Origin of the sequence: Noviherbaspirillum sp., assembly GCF_035944575.1 — a bacterium.
Lineage (GTDB): Bacteria > Pseudomonadota > Gammaproteobacteria > Burkholderiales > Burkholderiaceae_D > Noviherbaspirillum.
This window is the reverse complement of the sequence record NZ_DASZBA010000003.1, coordinates 1-8,825: the sequence shown is the minus strand read 5'-3', so window position 1 is coordinate 8,825 and position 8,825 is coordinate 1. Positions and strand designations below refer to the sequence as shown.

10 protein-coding genes are annotated in these 8,825 nt (G+C 60.1%); 5 read left to right on the top strand and 5 right to left on the bottom strand.

Annotated elements, in window-relative coordinates; translation table 11 throughout:
- On the top strand, positions 1–986 hold a 986-nt coding region (locus VGU61_RS00115; RefSeq protein ID WP_326857045.1), incomplete at its 5' end, for an ATP-binding protein.
- 40 nt (positions 987–1,026) lie between these two features.
- Here the strand turns inward: VGU61_RS00115 and VGU61_RS00110 are convergent.
- The 3 genes from VGU61_RS00110 to VGU61_RS00100 all read right to left on the bottom strand — a co-directional run bounded on the left by VGU61_RS00110 (position 1,027) and on the right by VGU61_RS00100 (position 2,892).
- On the bottom strand, positions 1,027–1,611 hold the full coding sequence (locus VGU61_RS00110; RefSeq protein ID WP_326857044.1) for a flavin reductase family protein: 585 nt from the start codon (positions 1,609–1,611) through the stop codon (positions 1,027–1,029).
- A 36-nt stretch (positions 1,612–1,647) separates the two neighbouring features.
- Complete coding sequence (locus VGU61_RS00105; protein WP_326857043.1) at positions 1,648–2,334, bottom strand: gamma-glutamylcyclotransferase; 687 nt, start codon at positions 2,332–2,334, stop codon at positions 1,648–1,650.
- 75 nt (positions 2,335–2,409) lie between these two features.
- A complete protein-coding gene (locus VGU61_RS00100; RefSeq protein ID WP_326857042.1) occupies positions 2,410–2,892 on the bottom strand; it encodes a hypothetical protein in 483 nt (160 codons plus the stop codon).
- 157 nt (positions 2,893–3,049) lie between these two features.
- Here VGU61_RS00100 and VGU61_RS00095 point away from each other — a divergent pair, with 157 nt between their 5' ends.
- Both VGU61_RS00095 and VGU61_RS00090 read left to right on the top strand, forming a co-directional pair.
- Positions 3,050–3,682, top strand: a complete 633-nt coding sequence (locus VGU61_RS00095) for an HAD family hydrolase (RefSeq protein WP_326857041.1) — start codon at positions 3,050–3,052, stop codon at positions 3,680–3,682.
- A gap of 219 nt (positions 3,683–3,901) precedes the next feature.
- A complete protein-coding gene (locus VGU61_RS00090; protein WP_326857040.1) occupies positions 3,902–4,315 on the top strand; it encodes a hypothetical protein in 414 nt (137 codons plus the stop codon).
- An 83-nt stretch (positions 4,316–4,398) separates the two neighbouring features.
- Here the strand turns inward: VGU61_RS00090 and VGU61_RS00085 are convergent, their stop codons facing one another.
- Positions 4,399–5,556 carry an alpha-hydroxy-acid oxidizing protein gene (locus VGU61_RS00085; RefSeq protein ID WP_326857039.1) on the bottom strand — a complete coding sequence of 386 codons (1,158 nt, stop codon included), beginning with the start codon at positions 5,554–5,556 and terminating at the stop codon, positions 4,399–4,401.
- 633 nt (positions 5,557–6,189) lie between these two features.
- On the opposite strand from VGU61_RS00085, the gene VGU61_RS00080 reads away from it, so the two are divergent.
- Positions 6,190–7,440, top strand: coding sequence for a putative Na+/H+ antiporter (locus VGU61_RS00080; protein ID WP_326857038.1), 1,251 nt, complete (start codon positions 6,190–6,192; stop codon positions 7,438–7,440).
- Between the two features lie 7 nt (positions 7,441–7,447).
- On the opposite strand, the gene VGU61_RS00075 is transcribed toward VGU61_RS00080, so the two are convergent.
- Complete coding sequence (locus VGU61_RS00075; RefSeq protein WP_326857037.1) at positions 7,448–8,074, bottom strand: QsdR family transcriptional regulator; 627 nt, start codon at positions 8,072–8,074, stop codon at positions 7,448–7,450.
- Positions 8,075–8,390: 316 nt separating this feature from the next.
- On the opposite strand from VGU61_RS00075, the gene VGU61_RS00070 reads away from it, so the two are divergent.
- Positions 8,391–8,825 (top strand): hypothetical protein (locus VGU61_RS00070; protein WP_326857036.1); only part of this gene is annotated, 435 nt, incomplete at its 3' end.

The following is an 8,825-nucleotide window of genomic DNA, read 5'->3' as shown; positions in this document are numbered from 1 at the left end:
CAGGATCGAGTCCGGAAACCAGGCAGCGCGCGCAGCAGATCATCGCCCGCCAGACCGGACACCTGAACACCCTGGTGGATGAACTGCTCGATGCGCATCGCATCCTGAACGGGAAGATCGCCTTGTCCAGGGTACGGATTGATCTCGGTGCGACCGTCCGGCAGTGTGTCGATGCTTTTGAAGCGAGGGGTGCGACCGCCTCGCACAAGGTGAGCGCCCATATCGAATCCGTCATGATCGACGCGGACCCCACGCGGCTTGAACAGATGGTTACGAACCTGCTCGACAATGCCGTCAAGTACACGCCGGAAGGCGGGGCGATCACCCTCGCGGTTCGCCGTGAAAATGACGACGCCGTGTTCACGGTGACGGACACGGGCATCGGCATGTCGGCGGAATTGCTCGATCATGCCTTCGAGGTATTCGTGCAGGGGCCGGTGTCCAGCCGCATGAAGGGCGGGCTGGGAGTCGGTCTGGCGGTGGTGAATGCATTGGCGGTGCAGCATGGCGCAACGCTGAAGGCGGAAAGCGAAGGAACCGGGCGCGGCAGCACCTTCACCATACGTTTTCCGGTTGCCAGCGGCGTGCCGATGGCCCCGGAGACGAAGCCCGGGCAGCGCATCAACGCAAATGTCAGCGTGCTGGTGATCGAAGATAACGACGACGTGCGTGAAATGATGTGCGGGATGCTGTCGGTTCTCGGTTACCGGGTGACCAGCGCCGATACCGGGCAGTCAGGTTTGCGCCGCGCAGCGGAGGAGCGTCCGGATGTCATGCTCGTGGACATCGACCTCCCCGACATGTCCGGATATGACATCGCGAAGCGGCTGAAATCGTCGGCACTGACGGCACACATCAGGCTGATCGCCAATACCGGCTATAGCCAGCTCGCGGACAAACGCGAAGCGATGGAAAGCGGCTTCGATGCGCATCTCAAGAAGCCGATCAGCCTCGATCAGCTGGTGGCCACGATAGAGAATCAATAGGCCGGGCCCGCTCCGCGGACCGCCTGCGCGCTTCGCCGGTTCACTGCTTCCCGTCATGCACCGAAAGCGAATCGCCGATGGCATAAAATTGTCCGCCGGCGATGTAATGGAGGCTCCGCCATGCCGGCCCGGCCTGGTCGAAATGCCAGTGCCCTTCCCTGAAGACGCGCGTGTCGGCCCACGCTCCGATGACTTCGCCGATGAACAGATCGTAGGCTTGCTGGTTGTGCGGCTCCTGCAGAAGCTTGCACTGCAGCCAGCCCGAGCATCCGGCAACGAACGGCTGCTCGCATCCCTCGATGCGAAACAGCTCTACACCCGATCGTTCCAGCTTGTCCGGCTGTTCCGACAGGCTCACGGTGCCCAGCGTGTGCGTTAACACGAGTTGCGCCGCCGTCGGAACCTGGATGACGAAGGAGCCGCTCTGCTCGACGAGCCCGCGCGTCCTGGCGGACTTGTCCAGCACCACGGTCAGCTTGGGCGGAGCGTAATCCAGCGCACAGGCCCAAGCCGCCGCCATGACGTTGTCGACGCCGTCATGGTGCGCGGACACGAGCACCGTAGGGCCGTGGTTGAGCAGCCGGTAGGCTTTCTTCAGTTCGACGGGTGCGATATGACTATCCATTCAAATTCCAGGGTTGGTTGTGCAAGCCGCATGACATCATTCTTTGCCAATCCGTTCCGCGACCAGTTGCTGCAGCCGCCAGAGATAACGATCGTGGATGCCCCGTTCTTCAAGCCGCGATACCGTATTGAACAGATATTCGGCTCCGGAGCCCCAGTGTCCGCAGGCCCTGGCGAGGGTTTGCGCGATGTGCTCGGGCTCCAGTTTGCCGACATAGGCCTGCGATTTCCGGTTCATCACGAAGGCGACGGCCTGGAATGGGATGCCGTCGCTGATCACCGTTATCCAGCGCGCTACCGTATTCACCGGCTTGATGGTGATTTCTCGCCGGCAGATCTTGTTCAGTTGCTCGCGCAGCGTCGCGCCGGACAGGCGGAACAGCATGCCCTTGCACTGGCCGCCGCGGTCGAGGGACATCATGAGCCCGGGACATTCCGGCGTGCCGCGATGACTCAGGATCCGGAAACAGAATGAGCGATGCCAGCCGTATGCCGTGCCGCAGCGCTCCTCCAGGTACGCGCATTCCGGCTTCCAGATCAGGGAGCCGAATGCGAACAGCCAGGCATCTTCTCCCTTCGGATGCGTGCGGAGAAGGTTTTCCACCATGGTGTCGTAATCGTCGTCGGACTGGTAGGTGACACCGGGACGAGGGCCGGGATCGTCGATTGTCTGGTGAACAAGCGCCACCATTTCGGCGGTCAGTGCCATGCGGCGAGTATGCATCGTATCGTCCAGGGGTGAAAACAGGCCGGATCGCCATGCGCTTCTTTGCTGTTATTCAACATGGCGAGCAACGCATTATCGGTCTTTTTTCTCCCGGAACTCGACGTCGATGATCGACTCGTCGGCGGGCCGCGGTCGCCCCGGCTTGAACAACGATCCGAAGATCGATGAAAGCGCCCGATCCATGGCCATCTTCCGGATGCGCGGCCAGGCAAGAAGAAAGCAGATGGCGAAACCGAGAAACACAACCGGCACCAACGCGCCCCGGTAAAGATAGGTCAGCAGGCAGAATGCCAGCAAGGCAACGATCACCGGCAGCCTGGCAGGCTTCGGCAGCAGGCCGACAGTGCGCAGTTTTCCCTGGCGCACCAGAGGAAGCCGGGCGAACAGGATACCGAAGAGGAGACCTGCCACGACACGGCCCGTGCCGAAGTAATCGGACACGACACCCACGACGAGGAAGCCGGCGTAGCTCATGGAGGAAGCCAACGCCACCAGCGCCAGCAGCAGGAGGACGCCGGCGATTTTCGGCGCACGGAAAATCAATTTGAGCAGCAAGGGAAAGATTTCTTTTACTCCTGCAATAGTCTGTAGTCTGATGCAAATGGTCATGTCAAACGCTGTAGAAGCGCTTGCGGCCACTTGGTTGCCAACTTATGCGTAACATATGCGTCCTCGCAAGAAAATCGAAAGACGTCTACAAGGAAAAGGATTTATGCCGGTAAAGAAAATTATTGCATTGGATGGGGACGGCGTCCTGCTTGATTACCATACCGCTTATCGTTTCGCATGGCAGCGCGCGTTCGGCGTGTTGCCGGACATCATCGATCCACAGGCGTATTGGGCGTTGGATCGATACGCCGTGCGCCGCCTGACGGGTGATGATCTCGAACGCTTCCGTGCATGCTTCGACCACGTCCACTGGTCGTCGTTGCCCGCCCTGCCCGGTGCGGTGGAAGCATGCCACCGGCTGGTGGACGCCGGTTACGAGCTTGTCTGCGTCACCGCGATCCAGAAGGAATTCGAAGACGCCCGGCTCAGAAACCTTCGTGATGCCGGCTTCCCGATCGAGCGCATCGTCGCCACGCCGAGTTCGCTCTACGGCAGCAGCCCCAAGGTGAAGGCTCTGTCGGAGCTTCGACCTGTCGCCTTCGTGGACGACTACCTGCCCTACTTCGAGGGCATCCCGTCGCATGTGCATGCAGCGTTGATATTGAGGGAGCCCAACGGCAGTCCGAACGTTGGGCCTGCACTGGAGAATGTGCACTCAAAGCACGTTGATCTGGCTGATTTTGCCGGCTGGTGGCTGAATTCGGGCAGCGATTCCTCAGTCAAGGGCGTTGCCTAGCACCCTGTGCCGTTAAGTCTGCGAAAAAAAGAGCGATGAAATGCGCCGGATGCAATGACGTGGACAGGGCATGGCCGGGACCTTGCACACTTGCACGTTATCGGCGCAATCATCGTCGCCCTGTTCGTTACCCGTTTTCGACTCAAGCAAAAAGACGCCATTGACAAAATGCTATTATGCTTTGTCGCGAGAGCCATTCGTACGGCCGACTGAACGGGCATGGATATGAAACCAAAAACGATACTCATTGCAGAAGAACCGCACATGATTTCTGCATTGCGCCTTGCTCTTGGCGACGCATTCGATATAACGGACAGCACGTCGTTCGCCGATGCCGCGTACCAGATTGAAATCAAGCACTTCGATGCGATACTTTGCGGCCTGCATTTCGACGAAGGCAGAATGTTTGATTTGCTGAATCTGGTCAAGACACAGGAAGGCACGAAAGACATTCCCTTTGTCTGCATCAATGCCTTGAACACGGCGCTTTCCGATGCGGTCATCCGTGTCGTCGAAGTGGCAGCCAACGCAACCGGAACCCACAGCTTCATCGAATTTTCCAAATGGCGCAAAGAGCTCGGCGACGAAGCTGCGTGCGCAAAATTGCGCGAGTACGTCGCCGATTTGCCGTAACACGCGCGCCGATGTTCCAGCCTCCCGGGGCGGTTGAAACATCATTTTTCCATTATGCGGCGGCATGACCGCCGCATAATGCGTCACAGCCTCGTGACGCCTGCCTTTCTTACATCGGCGATGGTCGGATAGCCATTCACCGCCATCATGAGATCGGCCTCCGCCAGCAGACATTTCAGCACATGCGCGGCGCCTTCCACGCCGTCGAGCGCCAGCCCGTAGACATACGGACGGCCGACGCCCACTGCCCGTGCGCCCATCGCCAGCGCCTTTACCACGTCGGATCCGGTGCGTATGCCGGAATCGAACAGCACCGGCGTATTGCCCGCCGCCTCCACCACGGCCGGCAGCATGTCGATCGCGGCGATGCCGCCGTTGGCTTGCCGTCCGCCGTGATTGGAGCAATAGATGGCGTCAGCGCCGGTGTCGATCGCACGCCGCGTGTCCTCCGGATGGCAGATTCCCTTCAGGATGAGCGGCAGCTTGGTCAGGGACCGCAGCCAGGCCATGTCGTCCCAGGTCAGTACCTTGCCGAAGGTTGCGCCCCACCGCTGCACGACCGCGGCGCGATCATTGATCGCGTCTCCCAGCATGGCCCTGAAGACCGGGTCCGAGGTGTAGTTGGTGAGTACATGGCCGCGCAGCTGCGGGAAATTGCCGGTGTTGAGATCACGCGGACGCCAGCCCGTCACCCAGGTATCCAGCGTCACGATGATGCCCTTGTATCCTGCCGCCTCCGCACGATGCACGAGGCTTTCCGCCAATGCCTTGTCCCTTGGCGTATAGAGCTGGAAGAAGCCCGGCATGTCGCCGAGCGTCTGCGCCACCGTTTCCAGCGGATCGTTGGACAATGTCGATGCAACCAGCGGCACCCGGGTAAGCACGGATGCTTTCGCGGCGGCGATATCGCCATGGCCGTCCTGGGTGCAGATACCCGTCACGCCGATGGGGGCCATGAAAAGCGGGCTGGGCAACTTCAATCCGAATAATTCAATCGACAAATCGCGCTTCGTGCAGTCGACCATCATGCGCGGCGTCATGCCCCAGTGGCTGAACGCTTCGGCATTGCGATCCTGCGTTGTTTCATCGCCGCATCCGCCCTGTACATAGTTCAGCACCGAAGGCGGCATGGCCGCGGTGGCGCGCGCTTCGAGCGTCGCAAAGTCCACCGGCACGCGCGGTATCACACCATGTAATCCGGCCAGGTAAATTTCATTCTGGTAGTCGCCGAAATGAGCCATCTTGTCTCCATTGATTTTAAATACGATTTGAAATTCGATATCGGGCATGCGCCGCTTCGTTCCGATATGGACGTGATGCGCAGGCCGATAACCCTGCAAATGGTAAGGCAAATGTTTGAAGGTCGCCGACCGCCTATGTTCAACCGGACAGTGAATCGGGTCCGGACCTTACTTTCCTGTTGTCACAAAGCGGCGCAACGACTACATCGATTGCAGGGAAAGAATTTCCTGAGGGATTGATCCTGCAAAGAGAATCATTACTGTGATGCCAAGCGGCCTTTCCCGGCATCACGGTTTTCTGAGCCTTTCTCCAATGCGCTATACTCCGGGTCGGGTGCTCACACTCCTTGTGTGGCAGGTTCAGCGACGGTCGGGCCGCCTCGCGGCTTCCTTACGACCCATGTACGTACGCACACCAATCGCACTTGCCGGCGCCACATGTTCAACGCGGCTCCGGCTCTTCTTTCGGTTCGCCGGCCTTATCAATCAGGCATCAACCCGCGCTCCGCCATCCTCTCCGTTTTCCGCTGAAATGCATAGTGGCGGCCCTTCGCCCATGGCATTCCCATTGACGGCCGGCGCCCGGTACCGGCTTTTACCAACGTTCCAACCATTCCAAGAACATCATTGAACATGGACACTATCAACCTTATTGCGGCAGTTATTTTCGCGCTGGCGCTCGTGCATACCTTTGCAGCCAAATCATTCGAGCGTATTGCGGACCGGAGCACCAGGCATGCCGGGCTGTTCCATCTGCTGGGCGAGATCGAGATTGTTTTCGGACTGTGGGCCGCGGTCCTGATCGTCTTCATGGCGGTGCTCGGTGGCGGCAAGCCGGCAATCGAGTATGTCGAATCCCGCCACTACACCGAACCGCTGTTCGTGTTCGTCATCATGGTCGTGGCGGCATCCAGGCCGGTGCTGGAAGCCGTGAAGGCCTTGATCGCTTCTCTCGCACGGGTCTCCCCGGTCCGCACCGCCGTTGCCCAGGTGTGGCTCTGCCTTGCCCTGGTACCGCTGATCGGTTCGTTCATCACCGAACCTGCCGCCATGACGCTCGCCGCGTTGATGCTGGCCCCGCTGGTGTTCCGCCCCGGCATTCCGGAGTGGCTCAAGTACGGTGCTCTCGGCGTGCTGTTCGTGAACGTGTCCATCGGAGGAACGTTGACGTCCTTTGCCGCCCCGCCGGTGCTGATGGTGGCAGCGACCTGGAACTGGGACACCGCATTCATGGCCGCCAATTTCGGGTGGAAGTCAGCGATCGCAGTGGTGATCAACGCCACGGTCGTCACCTTCATGCTGCGTTCGCATCTATCGGACGTGACGGCTGACATCACCAGTGAAGGCCAGGTAAAGGTGCCGGCAACGGTAAGCGGGATACATCTGCTGTTCCTCGCCGCGATCGTGGTGTTCGCTCATCATCCGGTGATTTTTCTCGGCGTGTTTCTTTTCTTCCTGGGATTTACCCATGCCTACGCGCATTACCAAAGCCCGCTGATTTTGAAGGAAGGATTGCTGGTCGGCTTCTTCCTTGCCGGCCTGGTGGTTCTGGGCGGGATGCAGCAATGGTGGCTGCAACCGATCGTCTCCAGCCTCGAGCCGACGGCCTTGTTTTTCGGCGCGCTCGGGCTGACGGCGATCACCGACAATGCCGCGCTGACTTACCTGGGGTCGCTGATCGAGGGAATATCCGACGAAGCGAAGTACATGCTGGTGGCGGGCGCGGTGGCAGGCGGCGGACTCACCGTGATCGCGAACGCGCCCAACCCCGCGGGCGTTGCTCTGCTCAAGGAAGGCTTCAATGACGGCGCGATCGGTATCGGCGGACTGCTGGCGGGCGCGCTGCTGCCGACTGCCGTGGCGGCGGGATTCCTGCTGCTGTGATCCGCCATCAAGGCGCACTGGTGCCGTCGAGCAGCCCGCGCACGATGCGCAGCACTTCCGCATGCTCGACTTCGGCCCCGCCGAGCATGTCGCTGTAGATGCCGTCCGTCAGCCGGATCACGATCTGCGCCAGCATGGTCGGGTCCAGGCGCGGGGTATAGCGACCCGCCGCGACTTCCTGCCGGATGACGCTGTCAAGCTTGTGCAGGACCATGGCCTGCATCGATGTGGCTTCCTTGCCCTTCCCCATCATGATGCGCAGGGCGAGGTCCTGCTCATTGCGCAGCAGGCTCCGGACAGGCGGGGATTTGCTCAGTGCGCGCATCATGTAATCGACCCAGCCGAGAATCAGGTCCGCGCCACGCAGATGCTGCGCTTCCAGCTTCGATTCGATCCACTGGAAGGTATCCTGCAGAAAATGTCCGAATACCTCGTTGAGCAATTGCTCCCGGTCGCCGGCCCAGCGGTACAGCGTTGCGCGGCCAATGCCCAGTTCGGTGGCCAATGCCACCATGTCCAGCCTTCGGCCTTCGATCAGGGTGGTCTTCACGAGCGCGATCAGATCGTCCCGCGTGGGCTTGCCTGCTTCAGGCGGTTTGCTTTGCCGTGTTGCAGCAAGTCGAGAATCGGCCATGTGTTTCCTTTATGTGCAAGCAAAGCCTGCCTGCAATGTACTTCCTAGTTTGGTGCGCCGCACACCAGATATTGAAATCAGCCTTAACGCCGGTTTGATGCAAATCAACCGCTTCGCATTGACAATGAGACAGATGGAGTTTAATGTCTCATCACGCATTAAGCATGCGTTTCATCAAGCTTCTCCGGGCCCACCCGCCCTCGCCTTAAACGGCATACCTTGCCGCCAAGCTGTCCCATAACAACAAGCATTCAGACCGCGTTGCCCCAGGCAGTGCGGTGATTCGACATAACCAATTGACTGGACGGAGACGAATTTGAAATTATCCAACATTCTTGGAGGCGCGGGCGCGACCTCTTCCACTGCTTCAAGCCAAGCGAAGAACATTGCAGGCATCGGCCTGATCGCCGCCGGCTTGTTGTGTTCCACAGCCGCGCAGGCGCAGGTTGCGGTTTTCGAGGAAGGCTTCAGTACCGGCCTTGGCAAGTTCACCGCTGCCGGCAGCGTGAGCACCAGCACCGGCGCAGCCGTCCTGTCCGGCTGCTACGGCTGCACCGACGGCGCCATCACCTCTTCCGCCATCAGCACGGTCGGCTTCACCGGCCTGCGCCTGAGCTTCGACCGCACCACCTCCGGGCTCGATACCGGCGAAGTCGGCGTGGCCGAATTCTCCACCAACGGCAGCACTTATACGGCCGTCGAATCGACCCGCACCGCATCGGGACGGGTGACGTTCAACCTGCCGGCATCG